Below are 21,999 nucleotides of genomic sequence, written 5' to 3'. Positions count from 1 at the left end.
TACGTCAACAGGAAGTAGTCTGAATTCATAAAATAAATAAGTTGACGTTTAGGTCAACTTTGAGAACACACAATTGATGGAGTCACGATGAAAGTCCTCGTTCCAATTAAAAGAGTAATTGACTACAACGTCAAAGCACGCGTTAAAGCCGATAAAACGGATGTTGATCTAGCTAATGTAAAAATGGCGATGAACCCGTTTTGTGAAATTGCAATTGAAGAAGCTATTCGTTTAAAAGAAGCAGGGACAGCCACTGAGGTTGTTGCTGTGACTATTGGTAATAAATCATCTCAAGAGCAATTACGCACGGCTTTAGCACTCGGTGCTGATAAAGCCATTCATATTGAAACAGAAGAAAAGCTTGAATCTTTACATGTTGCTAAATTACTGAGCAAGATTGTAGAGCAAGAATCACCTGAGCTGGTTATTTTAGGTAAGCAATCGATTGACTCTGACAACAATCAAACTGGTCAAATGCTTGCTGCTTTAACGGGTCGTGGCCAAGGTACCTTTGCATCTAAAGTCGATGTTCAAGCTGGTACGGTTAATGTAACGCGTGAAGTAGACGGTGGCTTACAAACAGTTGCTCTTAAACTACCTGCTATCGTAACCACAGACTTACGTTTAAATGAACCGCGCTATGCTTCATTACCAAACATTATGAAGGCAAAGCGTAAACCTCTTGATGTAATTGCTGCTGATAGCCTAGGTGTAGACCTTGCGCCTCGCGTACAGTTGGTAGAAGTAAACGAGCCAGAAAAACGCAGTGGCGGCATTGTCGTTGAAGATGTTGCGACATTAGTAGAAAAGTTAAAAACAGAAGCGAAGGTGATCTAAATGAAAACATTAGTGATAGCCGAACACGATAAAGGTGTTCTAAAGCCTGAAACCAATAAAACGATTACTGCTGCTGTTAAACTAGGCTTTGATGTAGATTTACTACTTGCAGGCGAAAACTTATCAGCAATGAGCGAGCAAGCAGCGTCAATTGCAGGTGTTAGTAACGTACTTATTGCTGATGATGCAGCTTATGCAAATCAACTTGCAGAAAACCTAGCTGATTTGGTTTTATCTTTAGCTGATAACTATTCACACATTGTCGCAAGTGCAACAACAACGGGTAAAAACTTTATGCCACGTGTTGCAGCACTTCTAGATGTTGCGCAAATCTCTGAAATCATCGACGTTATTGATGCAGATACCTTTAAGCGTCCTATTTATGCAGGTAATGCAATTGCGACAGTTAAATCATTAGATAGCAAAAAGGTTATTACTGTTCGTGCAAGTAGCTTTGATATTGCACAAGAGCAAGCGCCAGTAGCTGTAACTAGTGTTGCTGGTAAAGGTTCTGTTGGTCTGAGTGAGTTTGTATCAGAAGAACAAACTGAGTCTGAGCGTCCAGAGCTTACTGCAGCACCTGTGGTTATTTCAGGTGGTCGTGGTATGCAAAATGGTGAAAACTTTGCGTTATTAAATGGTATTGCCGACAAACTAGGCGCAGCCATTGGTGCTTCACGTGCTGCTGTTGATGCGGGCTTTGTACCAAACGATATGCAAGTAGGTCAAACAGGTAAAATTGTTGCCCCAGATTTATATATTGCTGTGGGTATTAGTGGTGCGATTCAACACTTAGCGGGTATGAAAGACTCTAAAGTGATTGTTGCTATCAATAAAGATCCTGATGCGCCAATTTTCCAAGTTGCTGACTATGGTTTAGTTGCCGATTTATTTGATGTGTTACCAGAGCTAGAAAGCGCTCTGTAATTCATAACGATTCTGGTTGTTAAAAGCTGTTCACCTTTTTAGGTGCGCAGCTTTTTTTCGTTTATATCTTCAGATTACTGTTTTACCGGAAGGTAACCAAACTCAAGCATTTTCTGTTGTATCTTGTTTGATTTAACAATCACTGCGAGCTTGTCGCCAATCTTTTTTGAGCGGGGTGATTGTGTGTTTACTATTAGCACCAGCGGCCTTACAAAGGCATAGTCGCCACTTTGAATTGATTCAACAGAAGGGCTTACACCGTCGATCTCAAGTAACGTTACTCGATTAATACGTCTGTCATTTTCTAATTTACTAATAGCGCCATATGAATCATAGGCAATGGCATTTGGAATACGCTGGACTATACCCAGCGCTTGATTGAACTGATCATAAAGCTCTACTTTTTGTTTAGAAAATAAACCTCTATTACCCGCCATTTTTAGGCGTATGTAATTACTGGCTGGCTCTTGTATATAATCTAAGTTTAAATATTCCAAAAACACATCAAAACTACCATGACTAGTGCCTTTACTAAAAAGCAGGATCTCATCATTTTTTGCGCTTAGCTCGGGAGTATAAGGAGAAACCTCAGACCACGCCTTTAGTTTTCCTTGGTAGATATCGCTCAGCTCTTTAGTGGTAAGTTCAGTGATGTTTAAGTTTTTATTTACAAAAAATGCGATTGCATCTTGGGCTATGATTATTTGCCGCAAAAAGGGCCAGCGTTGTTGTTCTTCTTTTGTTAAATAACGCGAGCTAGTGCCAATATCTATAACATTTTCGGCAATTGCTTTAATGCCTTTATCACTGCCCATTGGCCTAATTTGTATACTATTGCCAAATTCTTGGCTTAAGTCGTCTTTTATATCGACTAATAATTCTGTCACTGTGGTTGAGCCAGCAATAAAAATAGGCTTCGAATTAATGTTTTCTTCAATTGCATACGCACTATGTGCAGAAATAAGAGTTGTAGATAGCAAAAGGGCTTTAATAGAGCGAAATAGCATAGTAGACGCAAACTCCTAAATAGTTAGCTTCCTATCAATATAGGCAATATGTCTGGCTTTGCTAATCAGAATTTATAAAATATTTAATGATTTACACACAAAAAAGCCGCTCGAAAGCGGCTTTTAAATTATGTGGCGTTACTTATTAGTAAGTCGCGCTGCCTTTTGTACGAGGGAAGGCGATAACGTCACGTACGTTACCCATACCTGTTACATATGCAACTAAACGCTCAAAACCTAGACCAAAACCTGAGTGCGGTACAGTACCGTATTTACGTAGGTCGCGGTACCAGCTGTAATCTTCTTTGTTTAAGCCCATTTCTTCTAGACGCTTATCTAATACATCTAGACGCTCTTCACGTTGAGAACCACCGATGATTTCACCAATACCTGGTGCAACTACGTCCATCGCTGCCACTGTTTTGCCGTCTTCGTTTTGACGCATGTAGAAGGCTTTAATATCACGCGGGTAGTTTTTAATAACTACTGGCGCATTAAAGTGCTCTTCAGCAAGGTAACGTTCGTGCTCAGACTGTAAATCTACACCCCATTCAACAGGGTATTCGAATTTCTTACCACACGCTTTTAAGATTTCGATAGCATCTGTGTAATCAACTTGTGCGAAATCTTTAGTAACGAACTCTTCTAAACGAGAGATAGCTGTTTTCTCAACACGTTGTGCAAAGAATTCCATATCATCACGACGTTCAGTTAATACTGCATTGAAAACATATTTCAGCATGTCTTCAGCAAGTTTTGCGATATCTTCTAAATCTGCGAATGCAACTTCAGGTTCAACCATCCAAAACTCGGCTAAGTGACGAGATGTGTTTGAGTTCTCAGCACGGAAAGTTGGGCCAAAGGTATAGATTTTTGACATTGCTGAGGCATATGTCTCACCATTTAATTGACCAGATACTGTTAAGAATGCTTCTTTACCGAAGAAATCTTCACTGTAATCGATGTCGCCTTTATCTGTGCGTGGTAAGTTTTGCATATCTAAAGTAGACACACGGAACATTTCACCGGCGCCTTCACAGTCACTTGCAGTGATGATCGGTGTGCTGATCCAGTAGTAACCTTGCTCGTGATAAAAACGGTGAATCGCTTGTGCTAAACAGTTACGTACACGGGTTACCGCGCCAATGATGTTAGTACGAGGGCGAAGGTGTGCGTGCTCACGTAAATATTCAATGCTATGACGCTTCGCAGACATAGGGTAGGTGTCTGGATTCTCAACCCAACCTAATACTTCTACAGAGTTAGCTTGAATTTCGAAAGACTGACCTTGACCTGCAGAAGGCACAAGAACACCTGTTACAGATACAGAACAACCTGCAGTTAAACGTGTTACTTCATCATAATTATTGAGTGAATTAGGTACTACCGCTTGAATAGGATCAAAACACGAACCGTCATGAACGGCTAAAAATGAAATTCCTGCTTTTGAATCGCGGCGTGTACGGATCCAGCCTTTTACTGTTACTTGGCTGTCTACCGCAACCTTGCCTTTTAATAGCTCTGAAATCGCTAAATGGCTCATCTTCACTCCAATGATATAAGTTGCCTAATATAATAATGCTGTGCATTGCACTTGAATCGACTATCTTACCCTCGTAAATCAAATAAAAAAACTATTGAGGCGTACTCTTTAGTAGTTTTTCTTCAATTGAGTAAAATAGCAGCAATATTTTGCGTAAAATTTGCGTTTATTTAAATTCTCGCTGCGCTAATTGGTTATTTTGTGGCATTATTAACAATTCCCAACAGGATAACTGTCCTTTAGTCTTTAATTAAATTGTATAACAGGTGCTATGAAACAAGTTTTTATTCTTCGCGGCTTACCAGGCTCAGGTAAATCATATTACGCACAAAGCCTTGCTGATGAGTTGGTAGCTGGTAATGAAAGTGATTATGTCGTGTGCGCAACAGATGATTATTTTTACAATAGCGAAGGTGTGTATCAATTTGATAAGTACAAGTTATCTGAGTATCACAATCTAAACCTTGCACGCTTTATTAATGCCTTAGCAGAAGAAATTCCGTTAGTAATTGTTGATAACACTAATATTAAAAAGTGGGAATTTATCGCCTATGCACAAGCGGCTACCGCACTGGGTTATCAAGTAAAAGAAGTGATCGTTGGTGAAATTAAAGATAAATCATTGCAGCATCTATATGCTAAGCGCTGCGAACATAAAGTACCGCTTCGAATGATCAGTAAAATGGCATATATGTTTGAATGGTAAAGTTTAAAGGAAAAGGAAGCATCAGCTTCCTTTTTTAATTGCCTGGTTTATCAATACGCCTGTTGTTCAATGGCTGCATAAATAGCATTGCATAACTTAGTTAAGCTTTGTTCGTCGCTTATGTAAGGCGGCATCAAATAAATTAATTTACCAAACGGGCGTATCCACACACCTTGCTCTATAAAAAAGCGTTGAATTTTTGCTACATCAACAGCTTGATTAAGCTCAACAACTCCAATTGCCCCCAATGTTCGCACATCAACGACAGCATCAAGCGTCTTACACTTAGCAAGCTGGGTTGTTAATACATCATTTATATGTTCAATTTGTTCTTGCCATGGTTGCTCTAATAGTAAATCAATACTCGCGCAGGCTGTGGCACATGCAAGTGGGTTCCCCATAAATGTTGGGCCATGCATTAATACGCCGGCTTCACCCTCACTAATGCCAATAGCTACTTTGCTGGTGGTTAATGTCGCTGAGAGCGTCATCATGCCGCCCGTTAATGCTTTGCCAATACATAAAATATCTGGCTCTATGTTGGCGTGTTCAACAGCAAACAAGGTGCCGGTGCGGCCAAAGCCTGTGGCGATTTCGTCACAAATAAGTAAAACATCATATTTATCACAAAGAATGCGCAGGTGTTTTAAGTAATCAGGGTGGTAAAAATTCATGCCCCCAGCATTTTGTACAATGGGTTCAATGATAAATGCCGCAACATCTTGGTGGTGAGCTGCAACGTAGCTTTCAAGCGTATCAGCTTCTGCAGGGCTAAACTCGCCATTAAATTTAGCACTTGGAGCAGGAACAAAAACATGCTCAGGTAAAAAACCTGAGTACATACTGTGCATTGAATTTACAGGGTCGCAGACACTCATGGCAGCAAAGGTGTCACCATGATAGCCCTTAAGTGGCGTCATTAGTTTTTGTTTACCAGTATGTCCTTTACTCAGCCAGTATTGAAGAGCCATTTTTATTGCTACTTCAACACTCACAGATCCACTGTCGGCTAAGAACACCTTATCGAGTGACTCAGGTGTCATACTGACTAGCTTTTTACTCAGCTCAACAGCAGGCTCATGAGTTAAACCACCAAACATGACATGGCTCATTTTACTAACCTGTGTAGTGATTGCCTCATTTAAAACAGGGTGGCAGTAACCATGTATCGCACTCCACCAAGAGGCCATACCATCTATTAGGCTTTCGCCTGTTTCTAAGAAAATACGATTTGCATTGGCATGACTGACTGGGTAAACGGGAAGGGGCTGAGTCATAGAAGTATAAGGGTGCCAAATATGCTCACGATCAAAATCTAAATCTATTGGTTGTTTATTAATCATATGTAAACTTTATCTAACTTCGATTCGTTGACAATGTTACGTCAAGTCGTAGACTAAGCCAATCAAACCGTCCCAATAATTTAAAAAAAGAGACTATTATGGAGCACGCAGTTGTCCGTCACGATTGGACTCACCAAGAAGTAAAAGCATTATTCGAAATGCCGTTCAATGATTTGTTATTTAAAGCGGCCAGTGTGCATCGTGAAAACTTCAACCCAAATGAAGTACAAATTTCTACTTTGTTATCGATTAAAACCGGTGCTTGCCCAGAAGATTGCAAATATTGTCCTCAGTCAGGCCATTATAAAACAGACTTAGACCGTGAACGCCTTATGGAAGTAGAAAAAGTGGTTGAGCAAGCGCGTGTTGCCAAAGAAAAAGGCGCAACCCGTTTTTGTATGGGTGCTGCGTGGTCTGATCCGAAAGAACGTGACATGCCATATATTTCAAAAATGGTAAAAGAGGTTAAAGAGCTAGGCCTTGAAACCTGTATGACCCTTGGCATGCTGGATAACGAAAAAGCCCATGCATTAAAAGACGCGGGCCTTGATTATTACAACCATAACCTAGATACATCCCCTGAGTATTACCAGCAGATCATTACAACACGTACTTACCAAGACCGTTTAAACACCATAGATAACGTGCGTGATGCCGGCATGAAAGTGTGTTCTGGCGGTATTGTTGGTATGGGCGAGCAGGCAGCTGACCGTTTTGGTTTATTAATGCAATTAGCTAATTTGCCGCAGCAGCCAGAGAGTGTGCCAATTAATATGTTGGTTAAGGTTAAAGGCACGCCACTTGAAGATGTCGAAGACTTAGACCACTTTGAGTTTATTCGTACCATTGCTGTTGCACGTATCATGATGCCGAAAAGCTATGTTCGTTTATCAGCTGGTCGTACGGCGATGAATGAACAAATGCAATCTATGTGTTTCTTTGCCGGTGCTAATTCAATTTTCTACGGTGATAAACTACTGACTACAGAAAACCCTGAAGCAGACGCAGACATGATGCTGATTAAAAAATTAGGCATGAACCCAGAAACACGTGAAGATTATTCTGATGAAGCGGTTGCAGCATCACTTTCATCAAAAGTTGCTGATAAAGCAACATCAGAACTATTTTACGAAGCGTAATATTTAAATGGCTTTTGATTTTATTGCCGAGCATCTTGTTGAGCGACAAGCAGATGCATTACTGAGAAAGCGCCAACTTGTTGAGCAATCAACCGGGCGCTTTATTCAGGTTGCAGGTAAACAGTATTTAAATTTTGCCAGTAATGACTACCTTGGCTTTGCTGATGATTTTATTGAAATACAAGCGCAGCATCTAGGTAGCCACAGTTCAGCATTAGTGAATGGTTATAATAAACCACAACAACAGCTTGAACAGCGTTTATGTGAGTTATTAGGTTATGAAAGCGCCATGTTATTTAACAGTGGGTTTAGTGCCAATAGCAGCGTATTAAAAGCGTTGTTTCAAGATAAAAGCGTGGCGCAATCATCGGCAATTTTTCAAGATAAGCTTAATCATGCCAGCCTAATCGATGGTGGCCTTCATTCTGCCGCTGCCATGGTGCGGTTTAATCATAACGACCTTAGGCACTTAGAATCTCGGTTACAAAAGTCAAAAGCAAAGCATAAGCTCATAGTGAGCGAAGGGGTGTTTTCGATGGATGGCGATCAAGCCCCCATTGAAGCGCTCTGTAAACTTGCTAAACAATACAATGCGTGGTTGATGATTGACGACGCCCATGGCTTTGGCGTATTAGGCGAACAAGGCTTAGGGAGTTGTGAGGTAATCAAGCCTGATTTACTGATCATCACCTTTGGCAAGGCACTAGCAAGTAGTGGTGCTTGCCTGCTTGCATCAAAGAAAATGATTGATTACATGCTGCAGTTTAATCGTGAATACATTTATTCAACGGCAATGTCACCACTGATGGCAAGTTGTACTCTTGAACGACTCGAAAAGTTACTAAAAGCAGATAAGAGACGCTCTCAGCTTTCAGAGAATATTGCCTACTTTAGAGCGCTTGCCAAAGAGCATAACTTAGCATTAATGGAATCAACAACGGCTATTCAGCCTTTGGTATTGGGCGATGCAGAACACACGCTTGCCGTTGCTAATAAGCTTAAAGAGAAAGGCGTGTGGTTAACCGCTATTAGACCGCCAACGGTGCCTTTTAATACGGCACGACTTAGAGTCACCATAAGTAGCGCACATCAAGCTGACGATATAAAACAGCTTGTTGATTCGCTAGTGGAGTGTTTATGAGTGTTCAACTGCAAGCGCCTTTAAGCTTTCAACACAGTAATAAGCTAACAACACAAACTAAGTTCTCTAAAGCGGCTGCAAATTACACAATCCATGCTAATGTTCAAAAACAAGCGGCTGCGCACTTATTCAAAATGATGGCCAGTAAACATCAGCAGGGTACTTGCCTTGATTTAGGTGCTGGGCCTTTAGTTAACACGGCAATGCTTAAAACACACTTTGATACTGTATTAGCAATGGATTTAAGTCATTCCATGTTAAGCACAGAGCAAAACCCGCATTGTTTAAAAGTGTGTGCTGATATGGATAACCTACCATTACAGCAAAATTCGCTAGATTGTGTGTTTAGTAATTTTGCAATGCAATGGTCTGCTGATTTAAAAGGGCTACTTAAAAGTCTTTTTTATTCACTAAAAGCAGGTGGTAAGGTTTATTTAAGCTGTGTGGTAGATGGGTCGCTCAAAGAAATCAAACAGGCTTTCGCTTGTTTAGACGAGCAAAACCATATTAATCAGTTTCATTGTGCTAGTCATATTATTGAGTATGCAAAATTGGCGGGGTTTAAACTCAATTTTGCAGCTGATAGATGTTATGTAGATGCCTATAACTCTCCATTAGAAGCACTACGTTCAATAAAAGCAATTGGTGCTACCTCATTGCAAACTAAGCAAAAACGTCAAGGGTTATTAACAAGGCAGGCACTTAATAGTGTTTGTAAGGCTTACCCTCTGGTTGATGGGCATGCTAGAGTGAGCTATCAAGTTGTCCTTTTAGAACTAGAAAAAAAGAATTAACTCAAAAATGAAAGAATTTTTTATCACGGGTACAGACACCGATGCCGGAAAAACCCATGTCACCAGTTTATTATTAAACTTACTAGCTCAACATAAACAACGTGCGGTGGGTTTTAAACCCATTGCAGCAGGTGCAGAAGAAGCATTTGGGCAGCTAGTCAATGATGATGCATTAACCTTAATGGAAAGCTCATCAATTGGGGTTAAATATAACATAGTTAACCCCTTTACCTATGAGCCACCCATTGCACCGCATATTGCAGCTGCCCAAGTAGGTGACAGACTGACATTTGATAAGCTCGATACTGCTTATGCAAATGTAAAAGCACTCAATACCGATTATATTCTTACAGAAGGTGCAGGAGGTTGGTGTTTACCTATCAACGAAACCGATTTACTCTGCGATTGGGTTAAATCACAAAACCTTGATGTTGTGCTAGTAGTAGGCATGAAGCTTGGTTGCCTTAATCACGCACTATTGACAGCTGCTCACTTTAAAGCGCTCGGTGTAAATTGTGTGGGTTGGATAGCAAATCATGTAGACCCAAACATGCGTGAACAAGAGGCCAATTTAGAAACACTAAAATCAGCATTACCTTTCCCGCTTTTAGCGATTAGTCCGTATACAGACGGCACCCCTAAATTAAAAATTTACAAAACCTTACTTGAAATTTTATCTATCAACCCATAATAATTGAGTTGTTACTTTTGACATACTCTGTCACAATTGGTTGCAATTAGTTCCTTGCAACCAATTGCATAAGCCCTAAACTGAGTTGGTAGAACACCCAGATAATTTTATTAACTAACGATTTTTAACCATGTCGTTAGTTAATACAATTGGTATGTTTATTCTGAGGTTTTTATGAAGCGTGTATTTTTGTTTCTACTTACAAACTTAGCGGTAATGCTAGTGTTAGGTATTGTGTTGTCTATTGTGATGAGCGTACTGGGTATTAGCCATCGCAGTTTAGGCGGCATTTTAGTTATCTCAACTGTATTTGGTTTTGGTGGCTCGTTTATTTCGTTATTTATGTCGAAATGGATGGCAAAAAAATCAACCGGTGCACATGTTATTGAACAGCCTCGTTCTGAAACAGAACAATGGTTAGTTTCTACGGTAGCAGCGCAAGCGAAAAAAGCAGGTATCGCGATGCCAGAAGTGGCTATTTACGATAGTCCTGAAATGAACGCATTTGCGACTGGTCCAAGTAAGAACAACTCGCTGGTGGCTGTGAGCACAGGTTTATTACACAACATGAATCAAGATCAAGCTGAGGCGGTATTGGCTCATGAGGTATCTCACATTGCAAATGGTGACATGGTAACGCTTACTCTTATTCAAGGTGTAGTGAATACCTTTGTTATCTTTATGGCGAAAGTATTGGCAGGTATTGTTGATAACTTTCTTAATAGTGATGAAGAAGAGGGCGGTAGTAGCTGGACATACTTCTTGTTCGATATGATTTTCCAAATGTTATTTGGTGTTCTAGCAAGTGTGATTGTTGCTTACTACAGCCGTAAACGCGAATTCTCTGCGGATGCCGGTGCAGCAAAACTAGTAGGTGCAGATAAAATGCGTAGCGCCCTTGAGCGTTTAAAACAAAACCACCCATCACAGCTAGAAGGTTCAATGATGGCGTTTGGTATTGCAAGCGGTAAAGGTGTTGCTGAATTATTCTCATCTCACCCACCACTTGATGAGCGTATTAACGCATTACGTTAATTTTAAACACGAAAAAGCCAGCTTAATGCTGGCTTTTTTTATTGTTGGTTTTTCTCTCGCTCGAGTTGTTGTGGCAATAACACCTCAACAATTTCACGGGCCGGTAAGGTATACCTTACACCATCAAACATCACAGATGTGTGTTCATCAATACTGGTGATCCCTGTTAAGGTCCAGCCTTCACCGCGCTCTTTACAGTAAACTGTAGTGGTAGGTTGAATTACTTTAAATTCTTCACTCATCGAACTTAATCTAATTGCTTGAAATTGCATTTATAGTAAGACAATAATGCCAGCTCATAAAGCAAAAAGAAGAAATTAACGTGTCTAGCCACGATGACTTAGCCTTTGACTTACGCCCAATTCGTCATAGAGATTGCCAAGCGATATGGGATATTTTAAAGGATCCGCAAGTACAAACATTTAACGATTACGATGCTGATATAACGAAAGGTGACGTGTATGACTTTATTCAAGGCGACATAGAACGTTTTTATAATCAACAAGGCATTCGTTTAGTTATTGTTTTACGAAGTAGTGGGCAGGTTATTGGCAGCGTAGGCATATTTAACATAATTGACGGGCAGGGCATGTTGGGGTTTGAGTTATCGTCACAATACTTTGGCAAAGGAATAATGCAAAAGGTACTAGATATGCTATTTGAAAAACTGACGACCTTTGTACCTGCTCCGCTAAACAGTGTGTTAGCTTTAGTTAACCAAAATAACAGCGCCAGTATTAAACTTTTAACTAAATGTGGTTTTCAACAAGATGACGCACATTGGGTAAAGCACGTTAGCTAATTACTATAATAGTACAATCTTGTTCTGCTAGGGTTGCTACTATAAAATAGCGCCTCATTTTTACAAAGGAGCGCCAGCAACTATGGCAAAGGCCAAACCAATTACCAGTATTGAAAGTTACGGTATTTACAGTCATTGGGATGCAAAAGAGAAAGACCTGCCTCAAATTACCGAATTTACAACAGACGTTCCTGCACAGTTAGATATTGAATTTGGCTTTATTGTTAATATTAAAAAGGCCAAAGGACAAAAAATTAAATTTTGCGTTTACCACCCAGATATCCCCGATGAAGATGGCGAGATCATGCCACCATTTGAGGGTGAACAGTACGTTAAAACAAACGATTGGCAGTTTTATTTAGGTGATACGATATGGGCACCTGTTGATAATAAAGTTGGTATTTGGCGCATGACTATTGAGTTAAATGGCCATATAATTGCTGATAAATCCTTTAATTTATTAAAGGAAGCCGAAGGCACTGCCACTGAATTTTGGAAGCATCGCGGTTATTAATCTTTAAGCCTGAGAGGGACTATGTATCAAGGAAGTTGTTTGTGCAGGAAAGTAAAAGTAACTATTGCTGGTGGCATAGACTCAATTATTCATTGTCATTGCTCCTTATGTCGTAAAAACTCAGGCACAGCCTACGCAACCAATGGCTTTATTCAACGAGATGGTTTTAACCTCACAGAAGGCAAGCAGCATTTAAGTGCGTTTGAATTTAAACCCGGCAGAATTCGCTATTTTTGTAACTGTTGTGGCTCGCCTATTTATAGCGAAAATAAAGATGACCCAAGCCGCTTACGTATTCGCTTAGGTTTATTAGATAGCGATATAAACGAGCGTCCGATTAGCCATAACTTTGTAAGCTCTAAAGCAAATTGGGATACATTTGACGCAGAAATACCATGTTATGATGGTTTTGAACCAAGTAGAGGGAAGTAACAGCCATGATAGCGAATACACCAAAACCCCCTTATTACGCCGTAATTTTTACGAATACCTTATCGGGTGATACCGCCGGTTATGAAGAAGTGGCTAATAGAATGGTTGAGCTTGCAGAGCAACAACCTGGGTATTTAGGTATAGAGTCTGTTCGTGATGGTTTGGGTATTACGGTGTCGTATTGGCAAAGCTTAGATGCAATAAAAGCCTGGAAACAAAACGTTGAGCACTTAAACGCCCAGCAGCTCGGCAGAGACAAATGGTACAGTGCGTTTACAACGCGTATTGCTAAAGTAGAACGTGATTATTCGTTGTGATAGTCATTAATGATAAAAAGAACACATCATACTATATTGGGGTGAATTTCAATCTCAGCTTATCTTTAGATTTAAGATTTTTAATCAACAGGTATGGTGTGTAAGAGGGGCTAATAATATTCACGTGCAACAAATGAGAATAATCCCATTATTTGCTTATTCAAAAAATGCAAAATCTCTTTTCCTTTCTATAATTTAAATATCAATAGCTTGCAGACTTTATTGTCATCTTTTGTGGTGCCTTATTAGCTAGTTAAATGTTTATCGATAATACAGGACTCGGTGTGGAATCTTCTTTGTTTATCAAATACGGTGGTTTTTCTCGAATTTATATCGTCATAGAAAAGTTTTATGACAATATTTTGAAGTCAGAAACCCTTAATACACATTTTAAAAATACCAATATGGAAAGGCTGATTCATCATCAAACAAGTTTTATCTCATCTTTAATGGGTGGACCTGATTACATCAGTGATGAACAGCTAGCACAAGCCCATAAAAATTTAGGTATTAATCTTAAAGATTGGCAAGAAATGATAAATATCTTGTCGCTTACATTTTCTGAACAAGGAATATCAGAAGACGACGCGAAGCAAGTCATAGCTAAGCTTGAAACAAAACGAGACTTTATCGTATGTCATTAGAACAAAACAACGCGGATTATTCTGTTTTAAATTATTTGCAGTTACCTGTCGTTGTTTTTTCGGCTAATGAACACAAGGAAGTATTTCAAAACAACTCATTTCAACTTGTTGCACAGCATTATCTAAATGCATCGAACAATCCAACTAACAGAGGCTTAGTACAATTAATTATTTCAAAATTATTAGAAAATGATACTGATAAGCTTGAAGTAGAAATTAATGATGCTTCATATCGTCATATATTTAGGTTTACTGCCAATGTAGTCGGTGAGAACGTCATTGTTGAAGGTGAGGATATAACCGAACTTAAGAGAAATCAGTTTTTGTTTAACAGGACAAACTCATTGTTAGAAGACTACAGTAAGCAAATGTTTGAACTTGCTCATACTGACCAATTAACAAATGTGCCAAATAGGCGAGCCTTGTTTGCAAAATTCAGTCAATTACAATCAAATCATAAAGAGTTTAGTTGTACTGTTTCTCTGATCGATCTTGATCACTTTAAGCGTTTTAATGATTCATTTGGCCATGATTTTGGCGACCAAGTATTAGTCACATTTGCGAAGCATGTAAAAGATAGCATTGATGATACGTGTTATTTTGCAAGACTTGGCGGTGAAGAGTTTTGCCTTATTCAAATAAACAATAAAGACACGTTTTGTTTTGCCAATACAGAAAAACTACTTCAAACAACTAAGACCATAAAGCTAATGACACCTGATAATTCAAATATAGGCATGTCGTTTAGCGCTGGTGTTGCTGTGTATGGTAATGACGGCATTTCACTTGATGAGCTTTTGAATAATGCCGATAAAGCACTTTATATTGCCAAAGAGAATGGCCGTTCGCGTGTAGTAAAGTTTGAAGGTGCTTAAAGCGCTAATTTTTAACTTTTTGTCTGCTATATTGTGTTGGTTATTTGATGCTTGAGTGCAAATATTATGAATAAATGGAAATTCCTTCGTATTGCTTTAATATCCTTCATAGCAGTCTCATCTCTATTTACACCGCTTGAGCCGAAGGCTAACCCGGCTATCAATTTGAGTGCATTAGGTGTTATTTTTGTATTTACCTTTTTGGCTCTTTTATTTGTTGTTGGCATGCAAGTTGTTAATCCACCATCAACAAAGGTATGGCACAAGCCAGATTGGAATCGCAATCCATTCAGCTTGGAAGATCCAATACAGTTCTTTCATCTTGCTGCGTATATAATGCTTGTTCAAGGCGCTGTTGTTTTATTTCGGTTGCTTCTCTCAAGTATTCCATTTTACTTAGAAAGCTTAGTCCCGTTCATTATAGGGGCTGGCGCACTAATTGGAATCAAGCTTGCTATGCTTTTTTTTAGGGTGAAGTATGCTGAAAACACCTAACAACAGAATTAGAACGTTCATTATGATGCGGTTATTTAGCTACCCTATATGTATTACGAAGAGTTGAATAATGAATGAAATAATGGAACAACTGAGAGACAAGAAATCCCAAAAACGTCGTTCAGCAGCGAAGAAGTTGCGGAAGCTAAAAGATATTAACGCTGGTCCGTATTTATTGGCTGCGCTTGAGAATGAACTCAATGATGAAAGGACTTGGGAAACACAGTATCTGATGATCATGGCTATAGGTGAATGTGATTATAAGCCAGCATTGCCATTTTTAAATGGACTCGTAAAGCAAGATAATAAAGCAACTATGCTTTACGTCGCTATTGGAGATGCAATAGTAAGACTTTCTACAGAGAGCTACAATATTTAAGCTTATTGATATTGGCAATGAGGCACTCATTGAAGGGGCTTTTCGAGCAATGGCTATGCTAAAAATGATACCGGGTGATAGTGAGATAGAAAAAATTATCAATTACGTTGCTGCAAAAGATTTGAACCAAGGTATTCATTTTTGGGTCGTAGCAGCAGCTCCTGGGTGGTCAGGATTAATAGTAGAAGAATACTTAAATTATTGTGAAAGGTCACCGCGTGAAGAAATCACCAACGCTGTTGCTCTGGCACGTAAGGGAAAGTACAAGAAATGGAGTCCACTGTAAAATGAAAAGCAGTAAATACGCCTTAACGCGTAGCTACCTAGCATCATTTTTAATTTTATTTAGTGGCGGAGTCAATGCAGTTGTTGAGCTAGAAATACTTAAAATGAACGGCTAATAGGGTAGTTATAATCTTTATAACAAGTTTAAGCCAAACGTTTTATGACTTGGCATCATACAGTTCCAAAACACACTCAATACTTGTTTAACTTAAGTGTGCTTAATGTAACTAGCATCACACCAATAGCAAAGCCCATTACTAAACCACCCGATAAATCGGAACTAACACCAAATACCGTATACGATTCTCTGACATTTGTTAGCCAGTGAAAGAGCATGAACGAAACGCTAGATATTGAAGAAAGTAGAATTAGCTTTACCTTGTTAGACACAACAACCTCAAATATTGACGTATTTTAGTTTTATGGTTGTTAAGTAATAGCAGACGTTGATTGATATTGCGAACAATCTTGAAAGTGTGCAATTGGATTAGAAAAAAGCCCACAATAGTGGGCTTAGTGTTTATCGTAACTACAAAGTGTAATTAAAACCAATGGCAATACCGTCATCTTCGGTTTGTGACATCTGTGCTTCTTGATCAGCGTCATTACTCGAGAAGTCGCTAAAATCTTTACGAGCTTCAATATATAAAATGGTGTCTTCTGCCATAAAGTAGTGCGCACCGATTACTGCAAATTGGCGTTTAAACACATCTTCAGGGTCGGCATTAAAGTTCGGCTGAATAACATAGTCACTACCTGCATCAAAAACGTTATAAGCAACAAAAGTACGTATGTCATTATCAAAGCGGTAGCTTAAAATTGACTCTAAACCAACAGCATCTTTTATTAAGCGGCCTAAGTTGTCTGTATCGTGGTTTTCGTTTTTATTTATATTCGCTGATGCATACCAACCCGGTTTATAAAAATCACCATAGGTAATGCCCATACCATAAATTAAATCGTTTACTGATTGATTTCTGCCACCTGCGTACACAATATCGAACTGGCCACGGTTAACACCAGCAGTGACTTTTAAATTAGGGCTAACCGAGTAGGTGAGTGCGGCGCCATAAGTCGAGTTAAATTCTACTTTTTGTGCAGCATTATTGCCTTGGTTCCAAAGTACTTCACAAGAGCTTCTTGAAATATCAACGATGTCGCAGGTATAAAATTCATCAGATTTTAGCTGTGCCTGAAGAGCAAGATGAAAATCACCCCAGGTATTACGATACTGCAGTACTTTATCGCCGCGGCCTGTGCCATTTACAGCTCCATCATCTTTATTGTAGGTATAAACACCTGCAGCATTACCATCCCACACTAAGCTGTAGTTGGTGTTATAAACAACGTCGTACCATGCGCCCCATTGTTTACCTAATGTAACTTGGCCGTAATCGTCATGTTTAAGGCCAACATAGCCTAAGCGGTTATATAAAAACTCATCTTGAATTGATTCAAAGCGATTGCTGTATACGATATCGCTGCTACCAACAGGGTTTACACCCCATTCAAGTAAAGCAAACGCTTGCCAGCCGTTTTTTAATTGGCGCTTAAAATCAAAATTAATGCGTGATGCACCGTTTACTACCTCAGTTTCGCCTTGCGTATTAATCACCCTTGCATCGATAAAGCCACCAACAGTAACGCTATTGGTTTGATCGTTATAGATCTCGATGGCATTGGCTGTAGGTATGGCAAGCATGCCTGCAACAAATAAGGCAGTGTGTGTTCTTTTCATAAAGTACCTTGATTAAATATTGTCCCTAATAGGTATAATTTAGTTAAGGAACGGAGATTATCAAAGCTAAAATAGGGTCAAAAGTGAAAAATTATCATGCAACAAACCGACTTTGAGGAAAAATTATTCACTTTAGGTTCACTATATCGAATTATCAATGAGTTACTGAGCCTAAAAAACAGACACTTTCTGGCTTAGCGTTCTGAGCATAAGTTTAGTATTTGGGGTTTCGGCGCCTAAGCCATACAACAAGGTCATAAAATAGCAGTCGAGCAATATAGCTGCTTTCACTTTATTAAATTGCGGTTGGTCGGCAAAAACTAATGATTGAATTAATTCCATGTGTTGTTGTTGGAATGCTTGCGAAAACAATCGCTGGCTAAAGAGCACTTTATAAAAGCGGTGATGTAAACAATAAAACTGATAAAAATATTGTGCGTAATGATTAATCTTTAAGCGAGCAGGGCGGTGAATATCGGTTTCTTTTGCGCGCTCCATCACATCATTAAATTTGTCTTCGAGGCAGGCTTCTAAAATAGCCACTTTATCAGCAAAATGATTAAACAAGGTGCCAACCGCTATGTTGCTTGCTGCTGAAATTTGCCGCGTAGAGGTATCGTTAAACCCTTGCTCAGTAAAGAGTCGCCAAGCCGCCTCTAAAATACGTTGGTGAGTATCGCCATGTTTGCTCATTATTAACCTGCTGTTTTTATTTGGTTATTTTAAAAGTGAGCGTGCTCATATACATATATGAGCACGCTCATTAAAGGTAGTCGCTAGGTGTGAGCTTGTAAAATTAGCCTGTGTATTTAATTAAACTTTCATGGCGTGCCAAGCGGCTTTAGTTTAAAATTGCCCGCAGTTTCGTTTTTACTTTTTACCCGCTGGAGGGTACCGCTATCATTAGTACAGCTAATATCACCATGCAATTTGGTGCTAAACCTTTATTCGAAAATATCTCAGCAAAATTTGGCGATGGTAACCGTTACGGTTTAATCGGTGCGAATGGCTGTGGTAAATCAACCTTCATGAAAATCCTAAGTGGTGAACTAGAGCCATCTTCAGGCAATGTCAGCACAGATCCAAACGAGCGTATTGCTAAACTAAACCAAGACCAGTTTGCTTACGAAGAGTTTTCTGTAATCGACACAGTGATCATGGGACATAAAGAGCTGTGGGAAGTAAAAAAAGAACGTGACCGTATTTACAGCTTACCTGAGATGAGCGAAGAAGACGGTATGCGTGTAGCAGATCTAGAAACTGAGTTTGCCGAAATGGATGGTTACTCAGCAGAAGCTAAAGCAGGTGAGTTATTAATTGGTGTAGGTATTGGCACAGAGCAACACTACGGCCCTATGTCTGAAATTGCACCAGGTTTTAAACTGCGTGTGTTACTTGCGCAGGTACTGTTTTCTGATCCAGATATCATGTTACTCGATGAGCCTACCAATAACTTGGACATTTACACCATCAAGTGGCTAGAAGACGTACTAAACCAGCGTGACTGCACCATGATCATCATTTCGCATGACCGTCACTTCTTAAACTCAGTTTGTACACACATGGCCGACATCGATTACGGTGAGCTTCGTATTTACCCAGGTAATTACGATGAGTATATGTTTGCTGCAACGCAAGCTCGTGAGCGTCTACTAAGCGAAAATGCCAAGAAGAAAAGCCAAATTGCCGAACTTCAACAGTTCGTATCGCGCTTCTCTGCGAACGCTTCAAAAGCAAAGCAAGCAACATCACGTGCTAAACAAATTGATAAAATTCAGCTTGAAGAAGTTAAAGCTTCTTCTCGTCAAAGCCCGTTTATTCGTTTTGAACAAGAAAAGCAGTTATTCCGTAATGCTTTAGAGCTAACAAATTTAACGCAAGGCTTTGAAGAAACATTATTCAGTGGCCTTGAAGGCCTAGTTGAAGTAGGTGAGCGTATTGCTATTATCGGTGAGAACGGTGTTGGTAAAACCACATTATTAAATACTCTTGCTGGTCGTTTAGCACCGAAGCAAGGTGAATTTAAATGGTCTGATAACGCTAATATCGGTTATTACGCTCAAGACCATGCTGACGAGTTCGAACAAGACATGAACTTATTTGAGTGGATGGAACAATGGCAACAAGAAGGTGACGACGAACAAGTTGTTCGTAGTTTCTTAGGTCGTATGCTGTTTTCACAAAACGATATCAAAAAGTCAGTAAAAGTGATTTCAGGCGGTGAGCAAGGCCGTATGCTGTTTGGCAAAATTATGATGCATAAACCAAACATCTTATTAATGGATGAGCCAACCAACCACATGGATATGGAATCTATCGAAGCGCTTAACTTAGCACTTGAAGCATACGAAGGGACATTATTGTTCGTATCACACGATAGACAATTTGTATCATCGCTTGCAAACCGTATTTGGGAAATCAAAGACGGCAAAGTTATCGACTTTAAAGGTACATACACTGAGTACCTAGCAAGCAAAGAAGCTTAATTAGCTGATGAGTGATTAAAAGCCATGCATGTCATGGCTTTTTTGTGCTTCTAGAGTCGCATCTTGATGTGAGTTAGGTATATAATACCCGCCACAAAATAAGGACAAAAGTCCGCTTTTTAGAAAACTATTTAACTGAGGTGTATTTATGACTGTTGGCATTATTATGGGTTCCAAATCAGACTGGCCAACGATGGAACATGCGGCGTTAATGCTAGAAAAATTCGGCATTGAATACGAAACTAAAGTTGTTTCTGCTCACCGTACCCCTCAATTACTTGCTGACTATGCAAGCTCAGCTGCAGATCGCGGCATTAAAATTATTATCGCAGGCGCCGGTGGTGCTGCGCACTTACCAGGTATGGCTGCGGCGTTTACATCACTGCCAGTTTTAGGTGTACCAGTTAAGTCTAAAACACTAAATGGTGTTGATTCGTTATTATCTATCTGCCAAATGCCTAAAGGTGTTGCGGTAGGTACTCTTGCTATTGGTGAAGCAGGCGCTGCAAATGCTGGCCTTTTAGCGGCACAAATTTTAGGTTGCCAACAGCCTGAAATCTTCGCAAAAGTTGAAGCTTTCCGTAAAGAACAAACAGACACTATCTTAGCTAACCCTAATCCTGCAGAGTAATATGAATATTCTAATTTTAGGTGCAGGTCAGTTAGCTCGCATGATGAGCTTAGCGGGTGCACCGCTTGATTTAAATGTTGTTGCCTACGATGTGGGTAGTGAAAAAATCATTCATCCATTAACTGGTGAAGTTCATAACAGTACATTACAACAAGCTATTAATAACGCAGACGCGATTACAGCAGAGTTTGAACACATTCCTGATGATGTACTTACACTCTGTTGTCAAAGCAATAAGTTTTATCCGGGTAAAGCGGCAATTAAAACAGGTGGCGATCGCGCACTTGAAAAAGCATTACTTGATAAAACAAATGTTGAATGCGCGCCTTACCAATTAATTACAGAAAAAGCACACCTTATTGCTGCTGTAGAGCGTTTAGGCAAGCCGCTTGTGATCAAAACTTGCCAAGCGGGTTACGATGGTAAAGGGCAGTGGCGCTTAAAGTCTGATGATCAAATTGACCAAATTTGGTCAGAAATGGCAGATTTCATAGCATCAGGTACCGAAACTGCGCCGCATTCTATTATCGCTGAAAAGATGATCCCATTTGACCGTGAAGTATCTATCATTGGTGCACGCGACAAAGCGGGTAACACCGTTATTTATCCATTGACTGAAAACCAACACACCAATGGTGTACTTACGCTTTCAGTTGCGGGTAAAGAAAAAGCTGCGATTCAAGAGCAAGCTGAACTGGCATTCAACAAGCTTGCGCAAGAGCTTGACTATGTGGGTGTATTAGCAATTGAGTTTTTTGATGTACAAGGTACGTTATTAGTAAACGAAATTGCACCACGCGTTCATAACTCTGGTCACTGGACACAGCAGGGTACACATTGCTCACAGTTCGAAAACCACATGCGCGCTGTTGCAGGTTTACCATTAGGTAGTACAGAGTGTCTTCGTCCTACTGCTATGATCAACGTATTAGGTCAGCCTTCAATCCCACACTCAGTACTAGCAACGCAAGACGTTACAAGTCACTGGTATGGTAAAACGGCTAAACCGGGTCGTAAGATGGGTCATATCAATGTATCGGCCGATAACCTTCACCAATTAGGTGAGCGTTTAGCGGCACTGGCTGAAATTTTGCCAGAGCAAGACTACCCAGGAGTAGCTGATACCAGCACTCAACTTATTTTAAACTAATTAGTTTAAATTCTTAAAAGCCGAGTTTATCTCGGCTTTTTAATCACTATTATTTATCCACAAACTTCGCTAATTTTGTACCTCTTGT

At 39.7% G+C, this 21,999-nt stretch carries 26 protein-coding genes; 20 read left to right on the top strand and 6 right to left on the bottom strand.

Annotation, left to right across the window (positions count from 1 at the left end):
- Positions 1–87 precede the first annotated feature (87 nt).
- Together EXT43_RS03760 and EXT43_RS03755 are read left to right on the top strand one after the other, a co-directional pair.
- On the top strand, positions 88–837 hold the full coding sequence (locus EXT43_RS03760; protein WP_054561438.1) for an electron transfer flavoprotein subunit beta/FixA family protein: 750 nt from the start codon (positions 88–90) through the stop codon (positions 835–837).
- Positions 838–1,764 (top strand): FAD-binding protein, encoded by a 927-nt coding sequence (locus EXT43_RS03755; protein ID WP_063527731.1) that lies wholly within the window; start codon positions 838–840, stop codon positions 1,762–1,764.
- Positions 1,765–1,838: 74 nt separating this feature from the next.
- On the opposite strand, the gene EXT43_RS03750 is transcribed toward EXT43_RS03755, so the two are convergent.
- Both EXT43_RS03750 and asnS read right to left on the bottom strand, forming a co-directional pair.
- Entirely contained in the window at positions 1,839–2,771 is a 933-nt protein-coding gene (locus EXT43_RS03750; RefSeq protein ID WP_130166361.1) for a substrate-binding domain-containing protein, read from the bottom strand.
- A gap of 145 nt (positions 2,772–2,916) precedes the next feature.
- The gene (gene asnS, locus EXT43_RS03745; protein ID WP_130166360.1) at positions 2,917–4,314 is read right to left on the bottom strand and encodes an asparagine--tRNA ligase; all 1,398 of its coding nucleotides are present in this window, start codon (positions 4,312–4,314) and stop codon (positions 2,917–2,919) included.
- A 271-nt stretch (positions 4,315–4,585) separates the two neighbouring features.
- Here asnS and EXT43_RS03740 point away from each other — a divergent pair, with 271 nt between their 5' ends.
- On the top strand, positions 4,586–5,020 hold the full coding sequence (locus tag EXT43_RS03740) for an ATP-binding protein (RefSeq protein WP_054561441.1): 435 nt from the start codon (positions 4,586–4,588) through the stop codon (positions 5,018–5,020).
- A 50-nt stretch (positions 5,021–5,070) separates the two neighbouring features.
- On the opposite strand, the gene bioA is transcribed toward EXT43_RS03740, so the two are convergent.
- On the bottom strand, positions 5,071–6,363 hold the full coding sequence (gene bioA / locus EXT43_RS03735; RefSeq protein WP_130166359.1) for an adenosylmethionine--8-amino-7-oxononanoate transaminase: 1,293 nt from the start codon (positions 6,361–6,363) through the stop codon (positions 5,071–5,073).
- 98 nt (positions 6,364–6,461) lie between these two features.
- On the opposite strand from bioA, the gene bioB reads away from it, so the two are divergent.
- The 5 genes from bioB to htpX all read left to right on the top strand — a co-directional run bounded on the left by bioB (position 6,462) and on the right by htpX (position 11,163).
- Entirely contained in the window at positions 6,462–7,502 is a 1,041-nt protein-coding gene (gene bioB / locus EXT43_RS03730; RefSeq protein WP_054553903.1) for a biotin synthase BioB, read from the top strand.
- A 7-nt stretch (positions 7,503–7,509) separates the two neighbouring features.
- Positions 7,510–8,643 carry an 8-amino-7-oxononanoate synthase gene (locus tag EXT43_RS03725; RefSeq protein WP_130166358.1) on the top strand — a complete coding sequence of 378 codons (1,134 nt, stop codon included), beginning with the start codon at positions 7,510–7,512 and terminating at the stop codon, positions 8,641–8,643.
- Positions 8,640–9,437 carry a methyltransferase domain-containing protein gene (locus EXT43_RS03720; protein ID WP_130166357.1) on the top strand — a complete coding sequence of 266 codons (798 nt, stop codon included), beginning with the start codon at positions 8,640–8,642 and terminating at the stop codon, positions 9,435–9,437. The genes EXT43_RS03725 and EXT43_RS03720 overlap by 4 nt, the downstream gene beginning before the upstream one ends.
- Before the next feature lie 7 nt (positions 9,438–9,444).
- Positions 9,445–10,128, top strand: coding sequence for a dethiobiotin synthase (gene bioD, locus EXT43_RS03715; protein WP_130166356.1), 684 nt, complete (start codon positions 9,445–9,447; stop codon positions 10,126–10,128).
- A 174-nt stretch (positions 10,129–10,302) separates the two neighbouring features.
- Positions 10,303–11,163, top strand: a complete 861-nt coding sequence (gene htpX, locus EXT43_RS03710; protein WP_054561446.1) for a protease HtpX — start codon at positions 10,303–10,305, stop codon at positions 11,161–11,163.
- Between the two features lie 38 nt (positions 11,164–11,201).
- On the opposite strand, the gene EXT43_RS03705 is transcribed toward htpX, so the two are convergent.
- Positions 11,202–11,405: a hypothetical protein gene (locus EXT43_RS03705; RefSeq protein WP_054561447.1), complete on the bottom strand. Its 204-nt coding sequence runs from the start codon at positions 11,403–11,405 to the stop codon at positions 11,202–11,204.
- 80 nt (positions 11,406–11,485) lie between these two features.
- Here EXT43_RS03705 and EXT43_RS03700 point away from each other — a divergent pair, with 80 nt between their 5' ends.
- The 9 genes from EXT43_RS03700 (at position 11,486) to EXT43_RS03660 (ending at position 15,907) form a co-directional block, all read left to right on the top strand.
- Positions 11,486–11,965: a GNAT family N-acetyltransferase gene (locus EXT43_RS03700; protein WP_063529748.1), complete on the top strand. Its 480-nt coding sequence runs from the start codon at positions 11,486–11,488 to the stop codon at positions 11,963–11,965.
- 82 nt (positions 11,966–12,047) lie between these two features.
- Positions 12,048–12,479, top strand: a complete 432-nt coding sequence (locus EXT43_RS03695) for a DUF3859 domain-containing protein (protein WP_054553896.1) — start codon at positions 12,048–12,050, stop codon at positions 12,477–12,479.
- Between the two features lie 21 nt (positions 12,480–12,500).
- Positions 12,501–12,911: a GFA family protein gene (locus EXT43_RS03690; RefSeq protein WP_130166354.1), complete on the top strand. Its 411-nt coding sequence runs from the start codon at positions 12,501–12,503 to the stop codon at positions 12,909–12,911.
- 5 nt (positions 12,912–12,916) lie between these two features.
- A complete protein-coding gene (locus tag EXT43_RS03685) occupies positions 12,917–13,228 on the top strand; it encodes an antibiotic biosynthesis monooxygenase (protein WP_130166353.1) in 312 nt (103 codons plus the stop codon).
- Positions 13,229–13,485: 257 nt separating this feature from the next.
- Positions 13,486–13,872 (top strand): group 1 truncated hemoglobin, encoded by a 387-nt coding sequence (locus EXT43_RS03680; RefSeq protein ID WP_062565341.1) that lies wholly within the window; start codon positions 13,486–13,488, stop codon positions 13,870–13,872.
- Positions 13,863–14,747, top strand: a complete 885-nt coding sequence (locus EXT43_RS03675) for a GGDEF domain-containing protein (RefSeq protein WP_058584990.1) — start codon at positions 13,863–13,865, stop codon at positions 14,745–14,747. Before EXT43_RS03680 ends, EXT43_RS03675 begins: the two co-directional genes overlap by 10 nt.
- Before the next feature lie 66 nt (positions 14,748–14,813).
- Positions 14,814–15,242: a hypothetical protein gene (locus tag EXT43_RS03670; protein WP_130166352.1), complete on the top strand. Its 429-nt coding sequence runs from the start codon at positions 14,814–14,816 to the stop codon at positions 15,240–15,242.
- A gap of 70 nt (positions 15,243–15,312) precedes the next feature.
- Complete coding sequence (locus tag EXT43_RS03665; RefSeq protein WP_130166351.1) at positions 15,313–15,621, top strand: hypothetical protein; 309 nt, start codon at positions 15,313–15,315, stop codon at positions 15,619–15,621.
- A 49-nt stretch (positions 15,622–15,670) separates the two neighbouring features.
- Entirely contained in the window at positions 15,671–15,907 is a 237-nt protein-coding gene (locus EXT43_RS03660) for a hypothetical protein (RefSeq protein ID WP_130166350.1), read from the top strand.
- Positions 15,908–16,435: 528 nt separating this feature from the next.
- Here EXT43_RS03660 and EXT43_RS03655 read toward each other — a convergent pair.
- Both EXT43_RS03655 and EXT43_RS03650 read right to left on the bottom strand, forming a co-directional pair.
- A complete protein-coding gene (locus tag EXT43_RS03655; RefSeq protein WP_062565348.1) occupies positions 16,436–17,644 on the bottom strand; it encodes a porin in 1,209 nt (402 codons plus the stop codon).
- Between the two features lie 171 nt (positions 17,645–17,815).
- Positions 17,816–18,337 carry a TetR/AcrR family transcriptional regulator gene (locus tag EXT43_RS03650; protein WP_130166349.1) on the bottom strand — a complete coding sequence of 174 codons (522 nt, stop codon included), beginning with the start codon at positions 18,335–18,337 and terminating at the stop codon, positions 17,816–17,818.
- Positions 18,338–18,543: 206 nt separating this feature from the next.
- Between EXT43_RS03650 and EXT43_RS03645 the strand changes: the two genes are divergently transcribed.
- From EXT43_RS03645 to EXT43_RS03635, 3 genes are all read left to right on the top strand, one after another.
- Positions 18,544–20,130 (top strand): ABC-F family ATPase, encoded by a 1,587-nt coding sequence (locus tag EXT43_RS03645; RefSeq protein WP_082401562.1) that lies wholly within the window; start codon positions 18,544–18,546, stop codon positions 20,128–20,130.
- Positions 20,131–20,278: 148 nt separating this feature from the next.
- Positions 20,279–20,761, top strand: coding sequence for a 5-(carboxyamino)imidazole ribonucleotide mutase (purE, locus tag EXT43_RS03640; protein WP_054553887.1), 483 nt, complete (start codon positions 20,279–20,281; stop codon positions 20,759–20,761).
- 1 nt (position 20,762) lies between these two features.
- Entirely contained in the window at positions 20,763–21,911 is a 1,149-nt protein-coding gene (locus EXT43_RS03635) for a 5-(carboxyamino)imidazole ribonucleotide synthase (RefSeq protein ID WP_130166348.1), read from the top strand.
- The last annotated feature ends 88 nt before the right edge of the window (positions 21,912–21,999 follow it).

Source organism: Pseudoalteromonas sp. CO109Y, assembly GCF_004208935.1.
In the GTDB taxonomy this organism is placed as follows: domain Bacteria; phylum Pseudomonadota; class Gammaproteobacteria; order Enterobacterales; family Alteromonadaceae; genus Pseudoalteromonas; species Pseudoalteromonas shioyasakiensis.
Note: the sequence above shows the minus strand (reverse complement) of the source record. Positions and strands in the feature narration are given on the sequence as shown.

Coding starts and splice junctions, on each gene's coding strand:
- EXT43_RS03760 (WP_054561438.1), top strand. CDS start 88: ATGAAAGTCCTCGTTCCAATTAAAAGAGTAATTGACTACAACGTCAAA.
- EXT43_RS03755 (WP_063527731.1), top strand. CDS start 838: ATGAAAACATTAGTGATAGCCGAACACGATAAAGGTGTTCTAAAGCCT.
- EXT43_RS03750 (WP_130166361.1), bottom strand. CDS start 2,771: ATGCTATTTCGCTCTATTAAAGCCCTTTTGCTATCTACAACTCTTATT.
- asnS (WP_130166360.1), bottom strand. CDS start 4,314: ATGAGCCATTTAGCGATTTCAGAGCTATTAAAAGGCAAGGTTGCGGTA.
- EXT43_RS03740 (WP_054561441.1), top strand. CDS start 4,586: ATGAAACAAGTTTTTATTCTTCGCGGCTTACCAGGCTCAGGTAAATCA.
- bioA (WP_130166359.1), bottom strand. CDS start 6,363: ATGATTAATAAACAACCAATAGATTTAGATTTTGATCGTGAGCATATT.
- bioB (WP_054553903.1), top strand. CDS start 6,462: ATGGAGCACGCAGTTGTCCGTCACGATTGGACTCACCAAGAAGTAAAA.
- EXT43_RS03725 (WP_130166358.1), top strand. CDS start 7,510: ATGGCTTTTGATTTTATTGCCGAGCATCTTGTTGAGCGACAAGCAGAT.
- EXT43_RS03720 (WP_130166357.1), top strand. CDS start 8,640: ATGAGTGTTCAACTGCAAGCGCCTTTAAGCTTTCAACACAGTAATAAG.
- bioD (WP_130166356.1), top strand. CDS start 9,445: ATGAAAGAATTTTTTATCACGGGTACAGACACCGATGCCGGAAAAACC.
- htpX (WP_054561446.1), top strand. CDS start 10,303: ATGAAGCGTGTATTTTTGTTTCTACTTACAAACTTAGCGGTAATGCTA.
- EXT43_RS03705 (WP_054561447.1), bottom strand. CDS start 11,405: ATGAGTGAAGAATTTAAAGTAATTCAACCTACCACTACAGTTTACTGT.
- EXT43_RS03695 (WP_054553896.1), top strand. CDS start 12,048: ATGGCAAAGGCCAAACCAATTACCAGTATTGAAAGTTACGGTATTTAC.
- EXT43_RS03690 (WP_130166354.1), top strand. CDS start 12,501: ATGTATCAAGGAAGTTGTTTGTGCAGGAAAGTAAAAGTAACTATTGCT.
- EXT43_RS03685 (WP_130166353.1), top strand. CDS start 12,917: ATGATAGCGAATACACCAAAACCCCCTTATTACGCCGTAATTTTTACG.
- EXT43_RS03680 (WP_062565341.1), top strand. CDS start 13,486: ATGTTTATCGATAATACAGGACTCGGTGTGGAATCTTCTTTGTTTATC.
- EXT43_RS03675 (WP_058584990.1), top strand. CDS start 13,863: ATGTCATTAGAACAAAACAACGCGGATTATTCTGTTTTAAATTATTTG.
- EXT43_RS03670 (WP_130166352.1), top strand. CDS start 14,814: ATGAATAAATGGAAATTCCTTCGTATTGCTTTAATATCCTTCATAGCA.
- EXT43_RS03665 (WP_130166351.1), top strand. CDS start 15,313: ATGAATGAAATAATGGAACAACTGAGAGACAAGAAATCCCAAAAACGT.
- EXT43_RS03660 (WP_130166350.1), top strand. CDS start 15,671: ATGGCTATGCTAAAAATGATACCGGGTGATAGTGAGATAGAAAAAATT.
- EXT43_RS03655 (WP_062565348.1), bottom strand. CDS start 17,644: ATGAAAAGAACACACACTGCCTTATTTGTTGCAGGCATGCTTGCCATA.
- EXT43_RS03650 (WP_130166349.1), bottom strand. CDS start 18,337: ATGAGCAAACATGGCGATACTCACCAACGTATTTTAGAGGCGGCTTGG.
- purE (WP_054553887.1), top strand. CDS start 20,279: ATGACTGTTGGCATTATTATGGGTTCCAAATCAGACTGGCCAACGATG.
- EXT43_RS03635 (WP_130166348.1), top strand. CDS start 20,763: ATGAATATTCTAATTTTAGGTGCAGGTCAGTTAGCTCGCATGATGAGC.